This is a genomic window from Amycolatopsis sp. NBC_00438, from assembly GCF_036026695.1.
Taxonomy (GTDB): domain Bacteria; phylum Actinomycetota; class Actinomycetes; order Mycobacteriales; family Pseudonocardiaceae; genus Amycolatopsis.
This window is the reverse complement of sequence record NZ_CP107923.1, coordinates 1,767,274-1,789,705: the sequence shown is the minus strand read 5'-3', so window position 1 is coordinate 1,789,705 and position 22,432 is coordinate 1,767,274. Positions and strand designations below refer to the sequence as shown.

Annotated in this window: 19 protein-coding genes; 8 read left to right on the top strand and 11 right to left on the bottom strand. The window is 72.4% G+C overall.

The window, feature by feature from the left end; all coding sequences use genetic code 11:
• Window positions 1–26 precede the first annotated feature (26 nt).
• On the top strand, window positions 27–800 hold the full coding sequence (locus OG494_RS08570) for a class I SAM-dependent methyltransferase (protein ID WP_328453654.1): 774 nt from the start codon (window positions 27–29) through the stop codon (window positions 798–800).
• Here the strand turns inward: OG494_RS08570 and OG494_RS08565 are convergent.
• From OG494_RS08565 to OG494_RS08545, 5 genes are all read right to left on the bottom strand, one after another.
• A complete protein-coding gene (locus tag OG494_RS08565; RefSeq protein WP_328453652.1) occupies window positions 790–4,200 on the bottom strand; it encodes a glycoside hydrolase family 3 C-terminal domain-containing protein in 3,411 nt (1,136 codons plus the stop codon). The genes OG494_RS08570 and OG494_RS08565 overlap by 11 nt on opposite strands.
• A complete protein-coding gene (locus OG494_RS08560; protein ID WP_328453650.1) occupies window positions 4,197–8,129 on the bottom strand; it encodes a family 78 glycoside hydrolase catalytic domain in 3,933 nt (1,310 codons plus the stop codon). The genes OG494_RS08565 and OG494_RS08560 overlap by 4 nt, the downstream gene beginning before the upstream one ends.
• A 125-nt stretch (window positions 8,130–8,254) precedes the next feature.
• The gene (locus tag OG494_RS08555; protein ID WP_328453648.1) at window positions 8,255–8,605 is read right to left on the bottom strand and encodes a TraR/DksA C4-type zinc finger protein; all 351 of its coding nucleotides are present in this window, start codon (window positions 8,603–8,605) and stop codon (window positions 8,255–8,257) included.
• A complete protein-coding gene (locus OG494_RS08550; protein WP_328453645.1) occupies window positions 8,598–9,212 on the bottom strand; it encodes a class I SAM-dependent methyltransferase in 615 nt (204 codons plus the stop codon). Before OG494_RS08550 ends, OG494_RS08555 begins: the two co-directional genes overlap by 8 nt.
• Window positions 9,213–9,288: 76 nt before the next feature.
• Window positions 9,289–10,041, bottom strand: coding sequence for an SDR family NAD(P)-dependent oxidoreductase (locus tag OG494_RS08545; protein WP_328453644.1), 753 nt, complete (start codon window positions 10,039–10,041; stop codon window positions 9,289–9,291).
• A gap of 117 nt (window positions 10,042–10,158) precedes the next feature.
• Here OG494_RS08545 and OG494_RS08540 point away from each other — a divergent pair, with 117 nt between their 5' ends.
• A complete protein-coding gene (locus tag OG494_RS08540) occupies window positions 10,159–10,803 on the top strand; it encodes a TetR/AcrR family transcriptional regulator (RefSeq protein WP_328453643.1) in 645 nt (214 codons plus the stop codon).
• A 53-nt stretch (window positions 10,804–10,856) separates the two neighbouring features.
• Here the strand turns inward: OG494_RS08540 and OG494_RS08535 are convergent, their stop codons facing one another.
• Window positions 10,857–11,411 carry a helix-turn-helix domain-containing protein gene (locus OG494_RS08535; protein ID WP_328453641.1) on the bottom strand — a complete coding sequence of 185 codons (555 nt, stop codon included), beginning with the start codon at window positions 11,409–11,411 and terminating at the stop codon, window positions 10,857–10,859.
• A gap of 58 nt (window positions 11,412–11,469) precedes the next feature.
• Here OG494_RS08535 and OG494_RS08530 point away from each other — a divergent pair, with 58 nt between their 5' ends.
• Entirely contained in the window at window positions 11,470–12,567 is a 1,098-nt protein-coding gene (locus tag OG494_RS08530; protein WP_328453639.1) for a serine hydrolase, read from the top strand.
• Here the strand turns inward: OG494_RS08530 and OG494_RS08525 are convergent.
• Window positions 12,536–15,925 carry a TM0106 family RecB-like putative nuclease gene (locus OG494_RS08525; RefSeq protein ID WP_328453637.1) on the bottom strand — a complete coding sequence of 1,130 codons (3,390 nt, stop codon included), beginning with the start codon at window positions 15,923–15,925 and terminating at the stop codon, window positions 12,536–12,538. The two genes, OG494_RS08530 and OG494_RS08525, sit on opposite strands and share 32 nt — an antisense overlap.
• Before the next feature lie 169 nt (window positions 15,926–16,094).
• On the opposite strand from OG494_RS08525, the gene OG494_RS08520 reads away from it, so the two are divergent.
• Entirely contained in the window at window positions 16,095–16,745 is a 651-nt protein-coding gene (locus OG494_RS08520) for a GOLPH3/VPS74 family protein (protein ID WP_328453635.1), read from the top strand.
• A 96-nt stretch (window positions 16,746–16,841) separates the two neighbouring features.
• Here the strand turns inward: OG494_RS08520 and surE are convergent, their stop codons facing one another.
• Both surE and OG494_RS08510 read right to left on the bottom strand, forming a co-directional pair.
• On the bottom strand, window positions 16,842–17,585 hold the full coding sequence (gene surE, locus OG494_RS08515; RefSeq protein ID WP_328453633.1) for a 5'/3'-nucleotidase SurE: 744 nt from the start codon (window positions 17,583–17,585) through the stop codon (window positions 16,842–16,844).
• Between the two features lie 43 nt (window positions 17,586–17,628).
• The gene (locus tag OG494_RS08510) at window positions 17,629–18,051 is read right to left on the bottom strand and encodes a MarR family winged helix-turn-helix transcriptional regulator (RefSeq protein ID WP_328453631.1); all 423 of its coding nucleotides are present in this window, start codon (window positions 18,049–18,051) and stop codon (window positions 17,629–17,631) included.
• 95 nt (window positions 18,052–18,146) lie between these two features.
• Between OG494_RS08510 and OG494_RS08505 the strand changes: the two genes are divergently transcribed.
• From OG494_RS08505 to OG494_RS08490, 4 genes are all read left to right on the top strand, one after another.
• Window positions 18,147–18,932 carry an alpha/beta fold hydrolase gene (locus OG494_RS08505; protein ID WP_328453629.1) on the top strand — a complete coding sequence of 262 codons (786 nt, stop codon included), beginning with the start codon at window positions 18,147–18,149 and terminating at the stop codon, window positions 18,930–18,932.
• A 15-nt stretch (window positions 18,933–18,947) separates the two neighbouring features.
• The gene (locus OG494_RS08500) at window positions 18,948–19,703 is read left to right on the top strand and encodes an MBL fold metallo-hydrolase (protein WP_328453627.1); all 756 of its coding nucleotides are present in this window, start codon (window positions 18,948–18,950) and stop codon (window positions 19,701–19,703) included.
• The gene (locus tag OG494_RS08495; protein WP_328453625.1) at window positions 19,700–20,056 is read left to right on the top strand and encodes a putative quinol monooxygenase; all 357 of its coding nucleotides are present in this window, start codon (window positions 19,700–19,702) and stop codon (window positions 20,054–20,056) included. Before OG494_RS08500 ends, OG494_RS08495 begins: the two co-directional genes overlap by 4 nt.
• 73 nt (window positions 20,057–20,129) lie before the next feature.
• A complete protein-coding gene (locus OG494_RS08490) occupies window positions 20,130–21,272 on the top strand; it encodes a serine hydrolase domain-containing protein (RefSeq protein WP_328453624.1) in 1,143 nt (380 codons plus the stop codon).
• On the opposite strand, the gene OG494_RS08485 is transcribed toward OG494_RS08490, so the two are convergent.
• Together OG494_RS08485 and OG494_RS08480 are read right to left on the bottom strand one after the other, a co-directional pair.
• Window positions 21,273–21,890, bottom strand: coding sequence for a YdcF family protein (locus OG494_RS08485; protein ID WP_328453623.1), 618 nt, complete (start codon window positions 21,888–21,890; stop codon window positions 21,273–21,275).
• Window positions 21,891–21,899: 9 nt separating this feature from the next.
• Window positions 21,900–22,370, bottom strand: coding sequence for a YdeI/OmpD-associated family protein (locus OG494_RS08480; protein ID WP_328453621.1), 471 nt, complete (start codon window positions 22,368–22,370; stop codon window positions 21,900–21,902).
• Between the last annotated feature and the right edge of the window lie 62 nt (window positions 22,371–22,432).

Below are 22,432 nucleotides of genomic sequence, written 5' to 3'. Positions count from 1 at the left end.
CTGAGCCAGGAGAAGGAACCCTGCTGATGGCGCTGTACCTGCGCGCCCTCGACAACCGCCGCCCGACGCCGATCCTCGGTGACCCGTTCGCGCAGGACGTCGTCGACCGGATCGGCTACGACTTCGGCCGGCTCGGCAACCTCAAGGGCAACGCGCCCCTGATCGCGACCCGCGCCCGCCAGTTCGACGCCTGGACCCGCGACTTCCTCGCCGGCCACCCCGACGGCCTGGTCCTGCATCTGGCGTGCGGCCTGGACAGCCGGCCGCTGCGCATCACCCGCCCGGCGACGGCCCAGTGGATCGACGTCGACTACCCCGACGTCATCGAACTCCGCGAACGCATCTACGGACCGATCGACGGCGTCCGCACGGTGGGCTCGTCGGTCACCGAGGCCGCGTGGTGGGACGAGGTCCCGGCGGATCGGCCGGCTCTGGTGCTGGCCGAAGGGCTGCTGATGTACCTCGCCCCGGACGACGTGGACCGGCTGGTCGACCGGGCGCTGCGGCACTTCCCCACCGGCCGTCTCGTTTTCGACGGCGTCGCGCCGTGGGTCAAGACGATCGCGGGCCTGCAGCCCTCGATGCGCCGCGCGGACACCGGCTTCCGCTGGGCGATGCCCGCGCCGGAGGCCTTCGCCACCGAGCACCCGCCGCTGCGGCTGCTCGACGAGCGCTCCGCCGTCGACCTCATCGGCGGGCACCAGAGCGGCGTCGCGGCCCGGGCGGCGACGCGGGCGTTCGCCCACGTGCCGCCGGTCCGCGACGCCATGCGGTTCCTGCGCTACGGCTTCACGCGGTGAACGCAGTCGCGAAGACGTGCAGCTGCTTGTTCGCCGGCAGCGTCAGGTACGCGACCTGCTTCGACGCCGTCAGCGGCACGGAAGCCGCGTAGAGACTCACCTTCTGGTCGTGCGGGTACGTACTTCCTGCGGGCCGGTTCCAGTACGGCGTCGTCGCCACGAGGACGCAGCCGGCCACGGCCTGGTTGGCGTACCAGTCCGCGACGGTCAGCGTCGAGGTGGACGTCGTGCCATCGGCGTAGGTCACGGTGACCGGGCCGCTCTGCGTGCCGTTCGTGCCGGTGGTCAGCAGGTTCAGCGCCGTCCCCGAGCCGGTCAGGGTGACGCTCTGGCCGACCGTGGTCACCGTGTCCGGCTGCCCAGCGGGGACGTCGGGCCAGGTGAACGTCGCCGTGCCGCTCGTGACCGGGCCGCCGGGGTGGACGCCCACCGAGTCCAGGGCCTGGGCGGAGAAGCTGAAGCCCGCGCCGTCGAGGTTGCCCGGCGCCGGGTTCGCGTCGTCGGTGACGCCGACGTCCGTGTAGGCCGCCGCCAGGTTGGGGTAGGCGACCTGCGTGCTCGCCGTGCCCCGGACCGAGCCACCCGCGTACCGGGTGGTGGCGGACAACGGGACCGGGCCGGGCGCCGCCGACGCGCCGACCGTCACCGCCCAGGTGGTCGGCACCGACTCCCCCGGCCGGACCGTCCGGGCGACGGCCGGGATGCGCGGCGTCGCCTTCCAGCCCGCCGGGACGGCCAGGCTGGTCGAAGCGTCGTGCACGGTTTCGGTGGCGCCGTTGGTGAAGGTGGTCGTCACCGAGAGGGTCTTGCCCGGCGCCGCGATCGCGGGCGCGGCCACCTTCGTGAACCGCGGTCCAGTGGTGTGGTCGACGCGGAAGCCGCCCGACAGCGGGAGGTTCCGGGACGAGTCGCCGACGCGGACGGTGTACCGGCCGACGCCGAGTTCCCACGCGTGCGCGTCGGTGCTCCAGTACGACGCGTCCTGCGCGGTCAGCTCGAACCGGACCCGCTGCGTCTGGCGCGGCTGGAGATCCACCTTCTGGAAGCCCTTGAGCTGGTTGACCGGCTCCCCGGTGGACGCCGGATCGCTCAGGTACAGCTGGGCGACCTCGGCACCCCGCCGCGCACCGGTGTTGGTGACGTCCGCGCTGACCGAGAGCCGGCCGTTCTCCCGCATCGTGTCGCCGTCCACCTTCAGGTTCGAGAACCGGAAGGTCGTGTACGAGAGCCCGAAACCGAAGGGGTACAACGGGGTCAGGTTCTTCCGGTCGTACCAGCGGTAGCCGACGTCGAGGCCCTCCGAGTACTGGACCTTGCCGGCGACACCGGGCCACTGCTCCGGAGTGGACGCCGGAACCTGATCCAGGGACGTCGGGAACGTCACCGGCAGCTTGCCCGACGGCGCGACGTCGCCGAAGAGCAGCGACGCGATCGCGTGGCCCGCCTCCTGGCCCGGGTACCACGCCTCGAAGACACCCTTGACCTTCGCCAGCCACGGCATCGTCACCGCGGAGCCGGTGGTGAGCACGACGACGGTGTTCGGGTTGGCCGCCGCGACGGCGTCGATCAGCTTGTTCTGGTCGGCGGGCAGGTCGATGTCGGCGAGGTCGCCGCCTTCGGACTCGTAGTCGTTGGCGTAGACGACCGCGACGTCGGACTTCGCGGCGAGCGCGGCCGCCTGCCCGACGAGGTCCTCCCCCGGCGGCAGCCAGCCGAGGCTGACCGAGGCGTCGCCGCCACCCTGGTAGTAGTCGACCTCGACCTGGACCGGCTGGCCCGCGGTCAGCGGGACCTGCGCGGTCTTGGTCTGCGCGCCGTGGTCACCCCAGTTGTCGATCACCTGCTGACCGCCGACGAGCAGCCGGCTGCCGTCGTCGCTGGTCAGGCCGAGGGTGTACGTGCCGGTCGCGGGCGCGGTGAGCGTGCCGGTCCACTTGGCCGAGAAGTTCGTCGCGGGCACGCCGGGCGCGGGCGCCCCGCTGAACGTGAACGCCACTTGCGGGTCGGTGCGGGTCACCACCGGCGTCCCGGACGAGTCGGTGTTCGCGTAGTAGTCCCCCTGCAGGCCGGTGCCGGTGCCCGACGGCGGCTTGAGCGCACTGCTCTCGATCGGGGGCAGCGCGCTGCCGGTGCCGAGGTTGCCCTGCGCGTACTCGACGTCGATGCCCGAGCCCGCCCGCGCCTTGATGCCGTCGAACGGCGTGACCGTGCCGGTGCCGGCGATGTGCGCGCTGCCGCCGCCGGAGCTGAGCGTGTTCTTGCCCGCGCCGTCGCCGATCACCGCGACCGAGCGCAGCTTGTGCGCGTCCAGTGGCAGCAAGCCGTCGTTCTTGAGCAGGACCGTGCCGTCTTCGGCGGCCTTCTTGGCCACCGCGAGATGCCCGGCGGTCGACGCCGCCGCGTCCGGAGTGTCGGCGGACGGGTGGTCGAACAGCCCGAAGCGGAACTCCTCGCGCAGGATGCGGGTGACCATGTCGTCCAGCCGGGACTGCGGCACCTGTCCACTTTGGACGGCCGTCTTCAGTGTGGCGCCGAAGAAGTCCTGGCCGGGCATCTCCATGTCCATCCCGGCGTTCGCCGACGGCGCCGCGCTGTGCGTGGCGCCCCAGTCCGACGTGATGAAGCCGTCGAAGCCGAAGTCCTGCTTCAGGATGTCGTTCAGATACGGGTTCTCACACGCGTAGGTGCCGTTGATCGAGGAGTACGAGCACATCGCCGACGACGGCTTGGCCTTCGCGACGACGTTCCCGAACGCGCTGGCGTAGATCTCGTGCACGGTCCGGTCGTCGATCACCGCGTTGTCGGCCGTGGTGTTGCGGTTCTCCTCCTGGTTGTAGACGGCCCAGTGCTTCACCTGCGCCATCACCCCCTGGGACTGGACGCCGTCGATGTCGGCCGCGCCCATCTGCCCGGCCAGGTAGGGATCTTCGCTGTAGGACTCGAACGCCCGCCCCCAGCGCGGATCGCGGACGATGTTGATCGTCGGGCCGAGGTCGACGTCGACCCCCTTTGTCTTGTCCTCGGCGCCGATCACCGACCCATAGGTCTTGGCCAGCGAGGCGTCGAACGACGCGGCCACGGCGGACGCGGCGGGCAGCTGGGTGGTGTTGCCCAGGTTCACGCCCAGCGGGCCGTCCTCCATCTTCAGCGACGGGACGCACAGCCGGTCGTTGCCCGCGACGCGGCCGGTGTAACCGCCCGCCGCGGTGCCGTGCACCATCGTGATCTTCTCGTCCAGGGTCATCTGCCCGAGCACCTGCGCGACCCGCTTGTCCACGGGCGCGTGGGATCCCACCCAGGGACAAGCGGAAGGCGACGCGGGCGCCGCCTCGGCCGCGGCGGGGACCACCGTGCCGGTGATCAGCACGGCCGCGATCAGGGCTGCTCCACGCCGTTTCACGGCGTCACCTCCGCGATCCTCGTGAAACTGTTCTGCGCGGCCGCGACGACGATCCGCACCTGGGTCGTGGTCACCGGCGCCGGGAACGGGATCCACCGGTCCACGGCGGTGTTGCCGGTGACGTGGACCTGGTCGGCCCACTGCGCGCCGTCCCAGGTCTGCACGGTGAAGTCGGTCGGGACGCCGTCCGGGTGGGACGCGAAGCCGACGCCGGTCAGCGCGGTCGCGGCGGGCGCCGTGACGGTGAGCGTGTCCGGGTACCGGCTGTCGGTGTCGTCGTTCCAGAACGTCGCGAGGTCGTGGTCGATCGCGTTCGACGCGACATAGGTGCGGGTGGCGCCGTTGACGACGTTCGGTGCGTGCTCGCTGGACGCCGCGGCCGTCGTGCCGCTCGCCCAGCTGCCGAACACCGGCACGTTCACGGTCGTCTTCACCGCCTCACCACGAGGTGGCTTCACGGTCAGCGTCACCGGGTACAGCCCGCTCTTGGCGCCGGCGGGCACGGTGAGCCGCACGGTCGCCGGCGTCTCGGAGGTGGCCGGGGTCAACGGAATCCCGGCCGGAGTGGCCGTCACGGTCCAACCCACCGGCACCTGCGCGCCGAGCGTCGCCTGACCGGCCACAGTGGACCGTCCTTCGACAACGACCGGGACGTCACCGCTGCCGCCCGCCGTGATCGCGGCGGGCGTGCCCGTGGTGAGCGCGAGCCGGGTGAACGGCGTGCGCGGCGGCGTCACGGTGAACGTGTAGTCGCCCGAGCCGGCGGTCAGGGTGAGCGTCTCGTCGTCGGCCCGGCCGACGCTCAGCCCGGGGTCGGGCTGGGCGGCGTGGCCGTCGGCGAAGATCGTCCGCCCGTTCTCCCGCACCGACGACTGCTTGCCGCCCAGCAGGGGCAGCCGGATCGTCGCCTTCGCGCCGACCGGGATCGTGGCGTGGTAGGTGAGGGTGCTGCCGTCACGCTGCCATGAACTCACCACGGTCCCCCGCACGGTCTGCTGCTGCGCCGTCACGTGGGTGAGGTTCCCGGCGACGGCGGGCGCGAGGGTGAACTCGCGCCAGCCGGGGGTGCCGGGCTGGATCCCGGCGAGCTGCTGCTGGAACCACTGGCCGATCGCGCCGCCGAGGCCGATGTGGTCCTTCGACGACGTGCCGTCCGGGGCCGAGGAGTTGTCCCACTTCTCCCAGATGGTCCCCGGGCCCTGGTTCACCATGTAGCCGAAGCTCGGGTAGTCGGTGCGCTGCGCGATGGCGAGCGCGACGTCGTTGCGCTGGTACTTGCCGAGCGCCTGGAACACGAGGGTGGTGCCGACGAACCCGGTCGTGACGTGGTTCTGGTGCGCGGCGACGTCGGCGACCAGGCGGTCCACTGTGGACTGCTCGCGGCCGGCCGGGACGAGTCCGAACACGAGCGGCAGTGCGTAGGACAGCTGCGTCCCGGTGCCGAAGACGCCGGTGTCGGCGGAGTAGAAGCGCTTGAGGAAGCCCGTCGCGATCTGCCCGGCGAGCGCGTTGTACTTCGTGGCGTCGGCCTGCTGGCCGAGGGCTCCGGCCATCTTCGCGAGCAGCTGCGCGTCGAGGTAGGAGAAGCCGGTCTGGAAGTAGCCGTGCGGGGTGCTGACCGTCGAGAGCCAGTCGTCACCCCAGGACGTCGGCGGGTTGACGACGACGTGGTCGGCGTCGCTGATCGTGCCGAGGTAGTCGACCCACGCCTTGACGTGGTCGTAGTGCGTGGCGAGCAGCTGCGAATTCCCGTACTGGGTGTAGGAGTCCCAGATGATCTGCGGGTAGGCGGTGCCCCACGCGGGGTCGGTGAGCCAGTCGGTGCGGCCGTTGACCGGCGCGACCGAGGGCAGGCTGCCGTCGGCGCCGGCGCTGGTGACCATGTCGCCGAGCCACTTCGTGTAGAACGCCTGCATGTCGAAGTTGGCCATCGCCTCCTGGTCGGAGTCGGCGGCGTCGCCGAGCCAGCCGTGGCGTTCCCGGGTCGGGCAGTCCATCTGGATCGACTCGAGGTTGTTCAGCTGGGTCTGCGTGACGGCGGCCTGGATCCGGTCGAGCCCCGGGTCCGAGGTGCCGAACCGGCCCGTCGAAGCGACATCGGTGTGGATCTCCTGCGCGGTCACGGTGACGACGGCGTCGTCGGGCACGCCGGTCAGCTCGGCGTAGCGGAAACCGGCGTAGTTGAAGTGCGGCAGGTACGTGCCGGTGCCGGTGCCGCTGAACGTGTAGTGGTCGGTCTGGCGGGCCGGTTCGGAGCCGTTGAAGCTGATGTTCGCGGTCGAGACGCGGCCGTTCGCGTCGAGGATCTCGCCCTTCTTCAGTGACGCCGTCGTCCCGGCGGGCTGCGCGGCCCGCAGCGTCGCCTGGCCGGTGCGGTTCTGGCCGAAGTCGTAGACGCGCACGCCCGGCGCGGGCCGGGTTTCCTTGACCGGGTCGTGGTTCGCGACGATCCGGGTCGGCGGGGTGATGTCGGCCTGCAGCTGCGTGACGCCACTGCTGACGACGGCGGGATTCGGGCCGTGGACGCCGATCTCGGCCAGCCGGAAGGTGCAGCTGGTGCCGGCGCAGGCGAGTTTCGTCGCGGTCACCCGGACGTACCGGCCGGTGACGTTCGCGGGCAGCGTGACGGCCGCGGTGCCCGGGTTGGGCTGGTCGGCGTCCGTGCGGTCGGCGACGGTCGTCGCGGTGGCGAACGCCGGGTCGTCGCCGACCTGGACCCGGTAGCGCACCGGGAAGCCGGCGCCGACGACGTCACCCGAGGTGTCGTTGGTCGGGCGCGCCGGGAACAGCGCCACCGAGCCGAGCCGCTGCGCCGAGCCGAGGTCGACCTGCACCCACTTCGCGGCGTCGGCACTGGATTCGATGGCGGAGTGGTAGCCCTCGGACGCGTCGATCGAGCCGTCGATGCCGTCGGTGGCGGCCGCCGGGGACCAGCCGCAGCAGGTGGTCGTGTCCGACGCGGTGACCGGTTTGCCCTGCGCCAGGCTCTGGCGGTGGGACTCCGGGGCGACGGCGTGCGCGGCGGGCCAGGCACCGGCGTCGAAGCCGGCGGTGTCCCAGCCCGCGATCTCCTTGCGGGCGTCGTAGGTCTCGCCGTAGTAGAAGTCGTCGCCGGTCACCGGGCCGGCGTGGGCCTTCCAGTCGGTGCCGGTGCCGAACCGCGCGGTCGAGCCGTCGGTGTAGGTGACGTCGACCTGCGCGACGAGCGCCGGGCGGCCGGTGTACTGGCCCTTCCCGGCCATGAACGCGAGCGCGTTGCGGCCGGGCTTGAGCAGCTTCGTGACGTCGAGGTCGCGGTAGAGCACGCGAGCCGCGTAGTCGGTGACGGCGGAGTCGAGCACCTGCTGGGGCTGGACGCGGGCGCCGTTGAGGTGCGGCTCGGCCACCCCCTGCGCGCCGAAGTACAGCCGGGCGCGGGCGACGGGCTTGGTGACGTCGAAGCCGCCCCGGACGAGCGCGCCGTCGTCGACCTGCAGCCACCAGGCGGACCAGTCGGCGGGCTGCAGCAGGCCGGTGTCGAAGCGGGCGGGCGCCGACCACGGCGACTGCCGCCCTTCGCTGTTCCACGTCCGCACCGACCACTCGTAGGTGCGGTCGCTGTCGAGGGCCGGTCCGGTATAGGCGACATCGACCGAGTTGCCCGAAACCACCCGCCCGGAGTCCCAATGGGACCGGGGACCGTCGACGCGGATCTCGTACGCCGTCTGGGTTTCCGCGCGGCCGGCGTCGTTCACCGTCCACGCCAGGATCGGCCGTGGACTGCCGACCAGGACGTTCGCCACTTGGCCGTCGGCCCGCAGCGCGGTCGGCGGCAGGGGGCCGCCGTGCGCCGGTTGCGCACTCGCCGTCGTGGCGGGTACGACCGCCGTGGCGAGCGTGAGCGCGACGACGACAGCACGTCTCGTCATTGAGGTTCCCAGCCGGCGCATGAACGTCTCCTGACGCCATAAAAACGTTTCAATCAGCCGAGGGACTGTCTACAACCATCCTCGCGGCGAAACAAGAAACGGCGTCATTCCTGTCCGGATGATGGCGAAGAAGACACTCGATCAGCTCAGCGCGCCCTGTTCGCGCAGGCGATGCAGATCCGCGTCGCGGGGAGGGCGGCGAGCCGCTCTTCCGCGATCGGGCCGCCGCAGCGTTCGCAGGTCTCGTAGGTGCCGGCACGAACCCGCTCGGCGGCGCGGCCGAGGTCCGCCAAGTCGTCCTGGGCCTGCCGCAGCATCGCCTGGACCTGCGCCCGTTCGAACGCGATCGTGGCGCCTTCCGGGTCGTGCTCGTCGTCGTTGCTGGTGAACTCCGAGGCTTCGACGATGCCGTCCCGCTGCCGCGCGAGCGAGGCGGCCAGCCGCTCGGTCTCGGCCCGGGCCCGCTCGATCAGCTCCATCGCGACGCGCTCATCCATGACGGGCGACCAGCCGCTCGACCAGCCCGAGCTTGAACCGCTCCCGCCGTTCGACGCGCATCCCCCGCGCCTCGACCTCCTTCAGCGGCCGGCGCCGGAAGTGCTCGCCGGCCAGGGGCACGCTGGCCAGCTCGACCAGCCACTGCATCCCCCGCACCGGCCACACCGAACTCGCCACGTGATCGACCAGGATCAGCCGTCCGGCGGGCCGCAGCACCCGCGCCATCTCCCCCACGGCCGCCGCGTGGTCCGGGATCGCGCAGAGGCCGAAGGTGCACACGACCGTGTCGAAGGACGCGTCGCCGAACGGCAGCTCGTGCGCGCTGCCCTGCCGGAGGGTCACCTCGCGGCCGAGCTTCTCCGCGCGGGCCCGGGCGAGGTCCAGCATCCCGGCGCTGAGGTCGAGGCCGGTCAGGGTGACGTCGGCGGGATAGGCCGGAAGGTTCAGCCCGGTCCCGACGGCGACCTCGAGCACTTCGCCCACGGCCTGCCCGCACGCCCACTCCCGCGAGTCACCGAAGAGGCGGCGGTCCCAGACGCTCATCTCCGCGTCGTAGGTCGCGGACTTGCGGTCCCAGTACCGACGCCACCGCTCCGCCTTCGTCATGCCCCCAGCGAACCACGAATCCGGGGTGGCACGCGGGATCCGGGCGGGATCCGGCGGCCGGGCCGCTCCCGCACCCTCAGCCGAAGGCGGCTTGGGCGAGGGGTTCCCACTCGCGCCACGTCTCCAGGCGCTCGCGGTACTCCTCTTCGACCGCCGCGAAGGACTTGCCGAAGAACACGCGCTGCGGCGGCTTGTCGGTGTCCGCCAGTTCCAGCAGGGGGCCGCGGGTCGCGCGGGGATCGCCCATGTCCCACTCGATCCGGCCCGCCTCGCGGACGTCGTCGTAGTCCGGGTTCGGGGCGCTGGTGCGGATGCTGCCACCGCCGAAGTCCGTGCGGTACGGGCCGGGCTCCAGGCAGATCACGTCGATCCCGAACGCCGCGACCTCCTGCCGCAGGGACTGCGAAAGCCCTTCCACCGCCCATTTCGACGCGTGGTAGGCGCCGATGCCGGGGAACGCGCGGACACCGCCTTCGCTGGTGACCTGGATGATCCGGCCGCGCCCTTGCCGGCGCATGACCGGCAGGGCCGCCTGGGTCAGCCAGAGCGTGCCGAAGAAGTTCGTGTCCAGCTCCGCGCGGATCTCCTCTTCGGTGAGCTCCTCGACCATGCCGAAGTGCCCGTAGCCGGCGTTGTTGACCAGCACGTCCAGGGTCCCGAACTTCGCCACCGTCGCCTCGACGGCGGCGATCGCCGCGGCGCGGTCGGTGATGTCCAGCCGCAGGGGCAGCACGGCGTCGCCGAAGCGTTCGACGAGCGGGCACAAGCTCTCGACGTTCCGCGCGGTGGCCGCGACCCGGTCACCGCGCTCGAGGGCCGCTCGGCCCATTCGCGGCCGAAGCCCTTCGACGTTCCGGTGATCAACCAGGTCTTCGTCTCAGTTCGTTGCGTCATGACATAACAGTAGCATGGACTGCATTAATAGTTCGAATGGTAGTCTCCGAGCATGATCGCCGGAGACAGCCGCCGTGAGCGCAAGAAGGCCCAGACCCGGGCCCGCATCCAGGAAGCGGCCTTGGAGCTCTTCGCGAGCCAGGGCTACCGGGAGACGACGATCGCGCAGATCGCGGCGAGCGCCGACGTCGCGACCCGCACGGTCACCCTCCACTTCCCCGCCAAGGACGACCTGCTGTTCGCCGACGACCCGTTCACCCCCGAGTCGCTCGGCCGGCACCTGCGCGAGCGGCAGTCGGCGAGCACGCTCGAAACGCTGCGCGACTGGATGCACACGACCATGCGCGAGCTCGACGCGAGCGACCTCGAGCAGGAGGCGGACCCGGCGCAGGTGTGGCGCCGCCGCGCCCTGCGCGCCCGGCTGCTCATGGAGGACGACGACCTGCGCGGCCGCGCCCGCGCCGGTTACCGCGACCTCGAAGTCCTGGTGGCCGCGGGAATCGGCGAAGACATCGGCCGCCCGGCGGACGCGCTGCTCCCCCGGCTCGCCGCCGTCACGGTCGTCACCGGCCTCCGCGAGATCTACGTGACGCGCGAAGGCCGGGCGAAGGCGCAGTCGGCGTCGAGCGAGCTGTCCGATCTGGTCGACGAGGTGCTCGCCTTCGCCGAGGCCGGGCTCCGCGACGCCGGCCAGTGATCAGAGGTCCGTGAAGGCCTCCTTGAGGGACTCTGAGTCCCTCAAGGAGGCCTTCACGGACCTTCCTGGCCGGCGTCGGCGGGCGGCTGCTCCACCGGGAAGAAGATCGGGCTGAGCAGGTGTTGCGCGCGGTCCGGGGCCGGTTCGTTGGCCAGCCGGGGGTGGATCACGCGACGCAGTTCGCCGATCATCTCCGCCAGCTCGTCGTGGCTGAGCCAGACCGCGTGCTGCCGGTAGCTGATGAGGTCCGCCATCGGGTCGGCGTTCCCGCTGTCGAGGTACGCGCCGAACTCGGCGATCAGGACGGCCATCGACGTCGCGAACACCCGGCGGTGGTCTTCGGGCGAGAGTGCCGCGACCTCCTCGGCGTCGACCGTCGCCCGGCCCTGGTGCAGCCGGTAGCGGCGTTCGACCGCGCCGCGCACCCGGCGTTCACCGGCGACCTCCAGGACGCCGTGGGCCGCGAGCAGGTCGACGTGCCGGTAGACCATCGCCTTCGACGCGTCGGGGATCCGGGCGCACAGCTGCGCGGTGGTCAGCTCCCGCCCGCGCATCGCGTGCACGATCCGCAGCCGCACCGGGTGGGCCAGCAGTTCCAAGGTGTCCACTCCCCAACGTTCTCATACCGTGCTACCGTTCGCAAAACTTGCGAACGTTGGGGGAACCATGACACCACTGGAGTGGCTGGTGGCCGCGTCGGCCCGCGCGCCGCTGCCGGACGACGAGATCCGCGCACGCCTCGCACCGTCCCTTGTGGACGGAAGCGGCGGGCCGGCCGGGATCAACGCGGCACTCGCCTCGGTGGGACCGCTCACGATCCTCGCGAAGGGCGGCGGCGAGAACCGGGTGCCGGTCCGCGGCCCGGCCGGGGACTACCTCCTGACCGTGCACGTGGACGACGCGGGACTCGTCGACGACCTGCAGCTGACGCCCGATGACCCCAAGCCGGCGTCGTGGGCCGAAATCGACGCGCGGCTGGCGGGCCTCGGCAAGCGCGTGTCCTTCGCCGCGGCGGAGATCGACGGCGGGCAGAGCCGGATCGTGCACGGTCTCGACGCCGACACGCTGCGGCCGATCGGGTCGGCGTTCAAGCTGTACGTCCTGGGTGCGCTCGCCCAAGCCGTGGTCGAGGGACGAGCGTCGTGGGACGAACCCCTCGCGATCCGCGACGAGTGGAAGAGCTTGCCGTCCGGCACGATGCAGAACCACCCGGCGGGCACGGAGTTCCCGCTGTCCGAGTTCGCCCGGCTGATGATCTCGATCAGCGACAACACCGCGACCGACCACCTGATCCACCGGCTCGGCCGGGACGCGGTGGAGCGGCAGCTGGCGCTGTTCGGCCACCAGCGGCCCGAAGCGAACGTCCCGTTCCGCACCACGAAGGCGTTCTTCCGGCACAAGGCTCCGTCCGGACAGCTCTGGCCCGCTCCCGTGGACATCGACGAGGTCGAGTGGTTCGCGTCCCCGGCCGACGTCTGCCGCGCCTACGCCGGGCTGCTCCGGTTCGACCAGCCCGAAGTCGGCAACGCCTTGTCCCGCAACGATGACGGCCTCGATCTGGACGCCACCGCGTTCCCGGAAGTCTGGTACAAGGGCGGCAGCGAGCCCGGCGTCGTCACCCTGCACTACCTCGCGCGGACCGCCGGCGGCGGCCGGCGAGCCGTCAGCCTGATGGTGTCCGATCCGGAGTCCACACTGGACACCCTCCCGTTGACCGCCGAAGCGCAGCCGGTCATCCGAGGGGCGTTTCGCCTGCTGGCGTGACGGGCCAGGGGGCGGCGCCGGTCATCAGGCCGATCATGCCCGCGACCAGCCGCATCTGGTCCACCGTCCGGATGTCGGCCTCGACGAGCCGCGGCGAGCACACCAGGATCGCCAGCGCCTGCGCCCGCGACAGGGCGACGTTGAGCCGGTTGCGCGACAGCAGGAAGTCGAGCCCGCGGGGCAGGTCGACAGCGGACGACGACGTCATCGTGGTGATCACCACCGGCGCTTCCTGGCCCTGGAACCGGTCGACCGTGCCGACCCGGACGCCGGGGAACCCGGCTTCCTCCAAGGCCCGCGCCACGGTGCGCGCCTGCAGGTTGTACGGCGCGACGACGACGATGTCCGCGTCGCCGAGCGGCCGGGGCGTGCCGTGGTCCGTCCACAGGCGACCGTGGAGGCCGGTCACGATCGCCGTGACGGCGGCGGCTTCCTCCACCGAGCGGGTCGTGTTGCCGTGGTGGTCGACCTCGGCCAGGTACAGGCCCGGCTCGACGCCCTCGATGGCGCGTTCCGCGGCCGAGGGGTGGGCGTGGAGGCGGCCGGCGTAGGACAGGTTCGACACCGGCTCGCACACGGCCGGGTGCATCCGCCGGGTCTCGTCGAGGAAGTAGCCCAGCGCCGGCGGCATGATGTCGGCCTCGCCGATCAGGTGCCCCAGCGCCGAGGCCTCCGCGCCCGCCGGGTGCGTCCCCTGCACGACCTGGGGCAGCTGCTGCGGATCACCCAGCAGCAGGACGTTCTTGGCGCACATCGACACCGCGAGCGCGTCGGCGAGGGCGAACTGGCCGGCCTCGTCGATGATCAGCAGGTCGAACGGTTCCTCGCGGATCGCGGCGTTGGCGAACGTCCACGCCGTCCCGCCGACCAGGTGCCCGTTGTCGTGCTCCAGGCGCCAGTTCACCAGCGCCGGGTTGCTCTTCGGCTGCTCCCACGGCGCGGCCGGGTCCGGCGTCCGCTTCGCGCGCTTGGCGCACGGCAGTTCCGGCGCGCTCTTCATCGCCGCGCTCAGCACGTTCTCCACGGCCTTGTGGCTGTTGGACGTGACGGCGACGGTCCGCCCGGCGCGCACGAGGTGGGCGATCAGCTTCCCGGCGAGGTAGGTCTTGCCCGCGCCCGGCGGACCCTGCACCGCGAGCGTCGACCCGTCGAGCTCGTCGACGGCTTCGATGACGGTGCGGACGAGGTCGTCCCCCGGCTCCGGCAACGCGGCGCCGCCGAGCAGCCGCGGCGACGTCCGGCGGAGCAGGTCGACGCCGGGGTGGCGCGGCAGCACCGGAAGGGCGTCGACGACCAGGCGGGCGAGATCGGCGACGGCCTCGTCCTTGGGCGACGGACGCACCGGGCTGCCGGGCAGCACGGCGGTCGGCCGGTCACCGGTGGTGGCGTCGGGCGGGCAGCTCTCTTCGAGCGTCAGCTCCACGGCCGTCACCGAGACGACCTTGGCGTCGCGGGCGGTGGCGCCGTAGCGCAGCCGGACGTCGTCGCCCGGCGCGAACGGGTGCGGCCGGTCCGGGTCGCAGGTGAGCAGCAGCGTCCGCTTCGCGTTGCGGACCCGCCCGGCCGGCGGCACCCACTCCCCCGCGTCCAGCGACACCGGCACCGCGCAGGCGGTGTCGACCTCGAGGTCGCCGAGCGGCGCGGCCAGCTGGCGGAAGTACTCCCACCACGCCGGGTTGGTCTCGCGGCGGTGATAACCGACCGACGCCGCCAGCAGCGCGCGGGCGCGTTCGTCGGGGGTGAAGGCGCCCGGGTCGTCCGGCAGGCCCTCTATCAGCGGGTCGACCAGCGCGGCCAGCTGCGCGGCCCGTTCGGCGCGCCGCTCGGCGGCGACGTCCTCCTCGGCCTGCCGGATCAGCGCGTCCTCGGCCGACTCCTCGGCCGGTTCCGGGAGGTCGATCCCGGCGTCCGCGCGGACCTGGTGGAGGAACTCGAACAACCGCAGCGTCGAGACGCAGTCGTACTCGGTGGTGTCCGCGATCCCGCGCAGGATTTCCCCTGCGCGCTCCGGTTCGGCGGACAGGGTCAGGTACTCCTCGTACGCCTCGACGTCCGACACCGCGGTCTTCCCGCCGCCCTCACGCGCGCCGGGCATGTAGAGCGCTTCGAGGTAGCGGATCGAGTACGACCGCTGCGAGACGCGCAACGCCTTGCGCACCACCGCGTGCAGGTCCACGACCGCACCGCCGCGCAGCAGCTGGTCGACGGCTTCCTCGCGGGTGCCGTGCACCGCCGCGAGCCGCTTGATCGCGGTGACCTCGTAGGGCGCGTAGTGGTAGACGTGGGAGCCGGGGTGCTCGGCGACGCGCGCCTCGGCGAAGTCGACGAACTCCTCGAACGCCCGCTTCTCCTGCGCGCGGCTGTGGGCCCAGAACGGCGTGAACTCCTGGCCGTTTTCCGTGGTGACGGCGCCGAAGAGGTACTCCAGGCCCTCGCCCGCCAGCGCGTGCGGATCGCCCGCCAGGTCGAGGAAGACGTCGCCCGGCGCGGGGGCCGGCAGCTCGGCGAGCGCGCCGGGCTCGACGATCTCGTAGGAGACGTCGCCGGTCTTGTCCTGCCGGACCTGGAGCGCGGCCTGGGCCCGCAGGGCCGCGAACGCCGTGACGGACAGGTCCCGCGGCCGGTCGGCCGGGCCGGCCGCGGCCAGCGCGTCGATCGAGCCGAGCCCGGCGGCGACGAGCTTGCGGCGCTGGTCGCCGCGCATCCCGGCGACGAGCGAAAGGTCGCGGTCGGCTTCGCGGGCGGACGTGCAGTGCTGGGCGAACCCACAGGTCGCGCAGGCCGGGCGTTCGTCGGCCCAGAGCCGGGCGGGCAGGCTCGGAGACCGGCCGCGCAGCCGGGCCCCGAGGCGGTCGACCAGGGGCCGGAAGTCGTCGACCCGCAACGTCCGGGTGCCGCCGTCGCCGAGCCGCAGGTGCAGCTGCGGCCCGGTCGGCCAGCCGGCCCGGCGCAGCGCGTCGGCGAAGGCGGTCAGCTGCACCACGGCAGCGGGCTTCGCCTGGCGGGCCGGCTTCGCGTCGTACACCTCGTAGCGGGCTTCGGCGTCCTGGACCAGGAAGTCCGCGCGGCCCGAGAACTCGTCGTCGCGAAGGACGGCCTGGTGGATCACCGGCACCCCTTCGCGCAACGCCGCTTCGGTCGCCTTCGCGGCAGCAGCGAGGTCGCGGACGTCGATCTCGACCGCCGCACGGCCTTCGGCGCGGAACCGGGCGAGCATGGTCTCCGCCGCCGTGCGGCCGGGCTCGTCGGGCACGGGACCGGGCCGTGGCGCACCCGGCAGGCCCGCGGCCAGCGCCTGGTTCAGGACGCTGCGGTGTTCGCACTCGAGCAGGTCGGCGAGATCGGCTGGGGTGTACATCGCCGCGAAGTCTGACACGGCGATACACCCGGTCGGACCACACGGGCCCCGACACGCCGACCCCGCGGCCGCGCATTCCGGTGACGAATCGCCCCGACACGGTCGGAACCGTGGCCGCCGGGGTATTCCTGTTCGGTCGAGGAGTGCGCGCCGACCCGCGAGGAGCGTCATGAAGCAGCCCCTGCCCCAGCGGATGTACCTGCTTTGCTGGGACGGCGACAAGCGCCGGCTCGACCCGGCCAGTGTCCTGGTCCGGGGGCCGCTGCTGCGGGCCGCCGCCGTGGCCGAGCTGACCCTCGGCGGCCTCCTGCAAGACCTCGACGGCAAGGCCGGACGCACCCCGCAGGCCGTGCGCCCCCCGGACGATCCCTTTCTCGCCCAGGTCCTCGACGGCGTCCCCCCGGACCGGCCGCGGCGCTGGTCCAGCGTCCTGGACCGCGACTGGCACCGGGCCGAGGCCGAGGTCCGCGACCAGCTCGCCGCGGCCGGCGTCCTCTCCCTCGACCGCCGCCGGGCGCTGGGGCTGTTCCCGGTCCGCCGGGTCACGGTGACCGACTCCGGCCGGGCCCGGGAGCTGCGCGAGCGCGTGCGGAACGCGGCGCTCGGCGGTCACGACCCGGCCGGCGTCGCCATCGAGGACACGAGCCTGGCCCTGTTCGCCGCCAACGGCGACGTCCACACCGTCTTCACCCCCAAGGAGCGGCGCACGCACCGGAAGGCGTTCCGGGCGATCGCCGACCACGTCGACACGGTGCTGCCGGGCTTGCGGAAGGGCCTGATCTGGTCCGTCGCGGCCCGCCGATCGGCGGCCGCCGCCTGAACCGCGGTCACCAGACCAGGTCGGGATCCTCGGTAACCGACCGCAGCGCGGTGACCACCGCGGCCCACCGGTCGGCGGCCACCGCCTGACCCGCCGTCACCAGACCAGGTCGGGATCCTCGGTGACCGACCGCAGCGCGGTGACCGTCGGGTGGCCTTCGGCCAGCAGCGCGGCGTCGCTGCCGGGCGGCAGCTCGCCTTCGACCAGCACGGCGGACAGCGCGATCGTGCCGTCGCCGGTGTCCTCGATGCGGCCTTGTACCGCGCCGAACTCGGCCAGACCGGCGCGCCGCGGAGGGCCGGCGTCGGGCCGGTTCGGCACGTTGAGGTTCAGCACCGACCCGGCCGGCAGGGCCGCCAGCCGGTCGAACAAACCCGCCGCGACCGCGACCGCGGTGTCCCAGTGAGGGTCCGTTTCGTCGCCCAGCTCGACGTCGAGCGACACCGCCAGCGCGCGGGCGCCGTGCAGCGACGCGGTCAGTGCCGCCCCCACCGTGCCCGAGTGCAGCACCGCGCGGCCGGTGTTCGCGCCGAGGTTGATCCCGGACAGCACCACGTCCGGCGGATCGCCGAACGCCCCCTGCGCCGCCAGCAGGGCGATGAGTCCCGGGTGCGCGGCGACGGCGTGCACGGGGACGCCGTCCAGGCCCGGCACGTCCCGCCGCTCGACGGCGACCCGGCGGGTGTCCCCCGCGGCGGCGGTCAGGCCCGCGCTGGTGCCGCTCGCCTCCTGGGCCGGCGCCGCGACGACGACGTCCCAGCCGTGCGCCCGCGCGCCGCGGGCCAGAGCGTGCAGCCCCGGCGATTCGACGCCGTCGTCGTTGGTGACCAGGATCCTCATGCGTACTCCTTCTCGGGCGAGGCGGCCGGACGTCCGCGGACGGCTACGCAGTGGGGTCGGGGCCGAGGGCGCGGTCCAGGAGCGCGCCCAGCTGGTCGACCTGGGCGGCCGACAGGTCCTCGAACGAGGACTCGACGATGCCGTCCACGAGGTCCTGGCCGTCCGCGCGCAGCCGCTCGCCTTCCTCGGTGAGCCGGTGCCGCACCGCGCGTCCCGGGCCCGGGACGCGCTCGATCAGCCCGCGGTCGGCCATCCGGGTGGCCAGCGAGCCGAAGGACTGATCGGTCTGGAAGGTCAGCACGGCGAGGTCGTGCAGCGACGCCTCCGGCTCGCGGTGCAGGTGGCGCAGCGTGTCCCACTGCACGAGCGAAAGCCCCAGCGGCGCCAGCGCGCGGCTCAGCGCGCGGTGGTGGCGGTACTGCAGGCGCTTCACGGCCAGGGCGACCTCTGCCGGGCGGTACGTCATGCGCTCACCCTAACCCATCGAGGACAGCTTGCTTATCTAAGGAAGCTGATCTAAGGTTCCTTAGGTAAGGCCCCGCCGACACCGAAGAAGGACTCATGACCACGCTTCCCCAGGCCGGTTCGCTCCGGCCCACCCGCACCGAAACCCGCACGTTCGGCTCGGTCGGGATCACCTTCCAGGACCGCGACCGCACCCGGCCGTTCCTGCTGCTGCACGGCGGTGGCGGCGTCGCGACGATGGCCGGCTTCGCCGACCTGCTCGCCGAGCGCACCCACTCCCGCGTGCTGCTGCCCACCCACCCCGGCTTCGGCGGCACCCCGAAGGCCGACGGCCTGACCACCGTCGCCGAGCTGGCCAAGGCCTACGTCACGATGCTCGACGAGCTCGACCTCACCGACGTCACCGTGCTCGGCAACTCCTTCGGCGGCTGGCTGGCCGCCGAGATCGCCCTGCTCGAGAGCCCGCGGGTCAGCGGCGCGGTGATCGTCGACGGCGTCGGCGTCGAGGTCGACGGCCACCCGGTGACCGACGTCCGCGGCCTGACCCCGCAGGAGCTGCGGGCCATTTCCTGGCACGACGCGAGCAAGGCGCCGGTGCCGCCGGCCGGGGGCACCGGTCCGAGCCCGGACGTCGTCGCCCTCCTCGGCTACACCGGCGCGGCGATGGCCGACCCGACGCTGGCCAAGCGGCTCGGCGGGCTCGACATCCCGGTCCACGTGATCTGGGGCGAGAGCGACGGCATCGTCACCCCGGACTACGGCCGCGCCTTCGCCGCCGCGATCCCGCTGTCGACGTTCACCCTGCTCCCCCGCAGTGGCCACCTCCCGCAGCTCGAGACGCCCGAAGAACTGCTCGGCGCGCTGCTCGACCTCGGCAACTGACTTCAAGGAGAAACCATGCCCACCTCATTGAGCGTGACCCGGATCGGGCACGCCTGCCAAGTGATCGACATCGGCGGGCTCCGCGTCCTCACGGACCCGTGGTTCACCCAGACCGCCACCTACTACCAGGGCGAACCGGTCTTCTCCAGCGTCGAAAACCTCGGCCGGCTCGACGCCGTCGTCGTCACCCACGAGCACTACGACCACTGCGATCTCGACGCGCTGGTCGCCGGCGGCTTCGACCTCGACACGCCGCTGATCGGGCCGGGCACGGTCGCGGCCATCGCGCGGGACAAGGGTTTCCGCGACGTCCGCGTCGTCGAAGCGTGGGAAGCCACCACGGTCGGCGAGCTGACGGTGACCGCGGCGCCGGGCAAGCACGGCGTCCACGAGGTCACCTTCGTGATCCAGGCGGGCGGCCGCACGGTGTTCTTCGGCGGCGACTCGCTGCGCGTGCCCGAGCTGGACACCATCCCGGAGCGCTTCGGCCACGTCGACCTGGCCATCCTGCCGACCAACGGCCTGTGCATCCGGCCGATGAACCTCCAGCAGGTCGTCATGGACGCCGAAGAAGCCGCCGGGCTGACGGCCGCGCTGAAGCCGACCATGGCCGTGCCGCACCACTACGCGTTCCACAGTGGACGGCTGGGCGACCGGATGATCACCAAGGGCGACCAGGACCCGCGCCACTACGCCGACGCCGTCGCGCGGCTCGCGCCGGAGGTCGACGTCCGCCTGGTCCTGCCCGGCACCCCGGTGCTGGTCCCGTGAGGGAGTTCCGGCCCGAGGTCGGCGACGACCTCCCGCCCGGCGAACGGCCCATGGTCGCCGTCGTCCGGGCGGTGCCCGGTCACGAAGACCGGCTCGCCGCCGCCATCGCGATCCTCACGGCCGCGGTGCGGACCGAGCCGGGGTGCCGGGAGTTCCGGGCGTTCCAGGACGTCGCGAACCCCGGCGTCTTCTACCTCTACGAGATCTACGAAGACACCGACGCGTTCCGCGTGCACCTGGCCACCGGGCACGTCGCGCACTTCTTCACCGAACTGGCCCAGCACAGCACTTCGGACGCCGGGGCCTTGGTCCAGCTCGCCGAGGTAGCGCCTGCACTACCCGGGGTCCGGTAGGCAGCGCTACTGATCTTCGTGCCGGATTCGACCAGCCTTGAGCCATCGAATCCGGTTCGGCGAAGGAGAGCTGATGCAGACGACGGTGCGCAAGGGCGTGGTGGTGCTGGCCGCGGCGGGGGTGCTGGGGGCCGCCCTGACGACGGCGGCCGCGGCGGGCCCGCCCCCGAGGTCGGCGGTCCAGCAGAGCCTGGACTCGTTGGTGAGCCAGGAGAAGTTCCCGGCCGCGCTCGCCTCCGTGACCAAGGACGGCCGGACGACGTCGCTGGTCTCCGGGTCCGCCCGGCTCGGCGGCCAGGTCCCGGTGCCGCGGGACGGCGAGGTCCGGGCGGGCAGCAACACGAAGACGTTCACCGCGACCGTCGTCTTGCAGCTGGTGGCCGAGGGCAAGGTCGAGCTGGACGCGCCCATCGAGAAGTACCTGCCCGGCGTGGTGCGCGGCGAAGGCATCGACGGGACGAAGATCACCGTCCGGCAGCTGCTGCAGCACACCAGCGGGCTCCCGAACTACACCGAGTACATCGGGTTGGAGGACTTCGGGAAGATCCAGCACAAGTTCTTCCAGCCGCACGACCTGCTCGCCGCGGCCCTCGCCCACCCGGCGAAGTTCGCGCCCGGCACCCAGTGGGAGTACAGCAACACCAACTACCTCCTGGCGGGCCTGCTCATCGAGCGCGTGACCGAGCGTCCGGTGCAGGAGCAGATCACCGAACGCGTGATCAAGAAGGCGGGGCTGCGCCACACCTACTGGCCGCAGCCCGGGGACCAGACCATCCACGGGCCGCACCCGCAGGGCTACGCGACCCGCACGTTCACCGATCCCACGATCGTCGACGCCACCGAGATGGACCCGTCCTGGGGCGGCGCGGCCGGTCAGCTGATCTCTACGCCGAGCGACCTCGCGCAGGTCTCCCGCGCGCTGCTCGACGGCCGGCTGCTCCCGCCCGCGCAGCTCGCCGAGATGCGCAAGACGGTCGACGCGCCGCTGCTGCCCGGCTGGCGTTACGGCCTCGGGCTGTTCCGCGTCCCGCTCAGCTGCGGCGGCGCGTACTGGGGCCACGGCGGTGACATCGAAGGGTACGAAACCCGCGGTGGCACCACGGACGACGGCCGGTCCGTCGGGCTCGCGGTGACGGCGTTGCCGGGCACCTTCGGCGACGCGGACCAGGCTGCGAAGGCCGTCGTGGCCACTGTGGACACCGCGTTCTGCCGGTGATCACCGAGGGGGCCCGGGCCGGATTTCCGGCCCGGGCCCGACCTGGCGTTCTTCGGCCGTGAGGTTGCGGAGCGTCCACAGCTCGTACAGCGCCAGCAGCGGTTTACCGACCATCCACTCGCCGAAGCGGTAGTCGTCCGCTCGCACGAGCCGCTCGGCGAGATCAGGGCGCTGCCGCCGCAAGTACGCCCGGGCCTTGAGCGCGTGCGCCGGCTGGGAGACGATCTTGACGCGGTCGACGTCCTCGAGGAGCGGGATCACGTTCGTGATGTTCTCCCACGTCGTCGCGCTCCGGTCTTCGAGAAGCACCGGGCCGTCGAACCCGAGCACCGACTTCGCGTAATCGGCCATCAGCTGGGCCTCCGCGGCTCCGCCGCCGGTGGGACCACCGCTGAAGATCACGCGGGTGTCGGCGGCAGCGGAGCGGATTCCGGCACGAACGCGCCAGCGGTTGACGAAGTTCGCCGTCGGCCGCGGATTCCGGTAGCCCAGCACGACCACGGCTTCGGACCCGCCCGCACCACTTCCGACAAGGGCGCGAGACCAGCGCCAGTTCACCCACTCGCCCCAGGCCAGGATCGCGGCTCCGGCCACCGCCGGTCCTGCCGTTCTTCGCATGCGGCGACTCTAGGGCCGCGGCCGCTGCTTGACGCCGGCGGCGAGCAGGCCGGCCACTTCGGCGATCCGGGCCGCGCGGACGTCCGGTTTGCCCTTGGTCCCGTCGATCCAGCGCAGGTAGGCCTTGCGGTAGAACTGCGCCAGCGTGTCGAAGAACGCGGCGGCGGCCGGGTCGGCCGCCAGCGCCGCGGCGACGTCTTCGGCGAGGTCACCGCGCTGCGGACCCTCCGGGGCGAGCACGACGGTCACCTCGTCGCCGACCGCGGCGGCCGTGTCGCGCAGCCACAACGGCGTCACGGTCAGGACCCACCCGCCGTCGCCGGGCGACAGCCTCCCGCGGACGTGCCGGTCGCCGATCGTGCCACCGACCGGGTGATCGGCCTTCTCGCCCCACGTCTCGTCCGGGTCGAACGGCACCACGATGACGCCGGCACCCCGGCGACCTGCGGTGATGACGGCACGGAACCGCTGTGCGCTCATCCGCCGATCGTGGCGTCTTTAGCAGCCGCGCACAACCGCGTCCCCCGGAATCATCACCGCGG